Consider the following 1237-nt stretch of genomic DNA (forward strand, 5'->3'; position numbering starts at 1 on the left):
TGTGACAAAAGGGATAGTCGTAAACTGGCCAAAAGTCTACGGGGTAACATGCTGCAAGCCATCTATGTTCCTTCAGATGAGCAGTTGGCCGACCGCTCCCTTGTCAGGCTCCGAGCTAGCTTAGTAAAGGATTTAACGCGTATAAAGTTACGGTTAAAATCCTTGTTGATGTTTCATGGGGTCTTAATGCCAGCCAGTTTGCCTGTACAGGCCTCCCGTAGGTGGTCAAAATCCTATGTGAGTTGGTTGGGATCATTGCAGGTGGATGCGCCTGGTTTGCAGGCTACGATTGCAGGGCTGGTGTCTACCGGACAACTGCTCAACGAGCAGTTGTTGGCTGTGACCAAACAGATCAATGCGCTGGCCCAGCATCCTAGTTATAGCGAGCAGGTAAAGCTGTTGATGGGCATTCCAGGTATTGGCAGGGTAACAGCGATGAGTTTGTTAACTGAATTAGGGGACACTTCGCGTTTCAAGCGCCTGGATGAGTTATGTAATTATATAGGGTTGGTTCCTTCTACGCGTAGTACTGGGGACAAACAAGCGGTTGGATCGCTGACCATCCGTGGCAGGGGCCCCTTGAAGGCCGCTTTGATAGAAAGTGCCTGGGTAGCAGTAAGAAAGGATGCGGCCTTACTGGCTAAATTTGAACAATTAAGCAACAGGATGCAAAAAAATAAAGCCATCATCCGCATCTCAAGAAAGTTATTAAGTAGAATAAGACATGTACTGTTACACCGACAAGCCTATGTTTGTGGTGTAGTGGCCTAGTGGCCAGAAGGCATCAAAAACCTGGAAAACCTGGTAGGGGAGTCAATGCTATTTAGTGCCTGCAGCATCCCGATTATTTGGGAAAGACCGCTTCACTGAGACTGCATCCCCTCCTTTTAACATAGAAATGATACCGCAGCACCTGAAAGGAAGACTGCTTATAGGAGATTGGTTAGAAGGGTAAATGGATGCAAGCAAGTAATCGAGCTAAAAAATATAGGCAGTAAAAAACAATAAGTGCCTATGGATTAAAACAAAACAGGGCTGGAAAATTTCCTTTCCAACCCTCATGCAAAGGTAATCGTGGCCCAGAACCTGTCAAGGGCAAGGTAAATGGCGCCACGCGCCTACCTACCCTAGGCCACCCTTGACTGAACCTGAGCCACGGATTGAAAAAGGCATTTAAGAGTAGGAAAGGAAAATAATGTCAAAAAATAGCGCTTAGCCTTGCTTTTCAACATAGGAG

Annotated in this window: 1 protein-coding gene; it reads left to right on the top strand. The window is 46.6% G+C overall.

What is annotated here, in order from left to right; genetic code table 11:
* Window positions 1–771, top strand: a 771-nt coding sequence (locus AC04NP_RS30490; protein ID WP_482863910.1) for an IS110 family RNA-guided transposase, incomplete at its 5' end; no start/stop codon positions are given.
* Between the last annotated feature and the right edge of the window lie 466 nt (window positions 772–1237).

Source organism: Agaribacillus sp. DX54 (assembly GCF_056858335.1).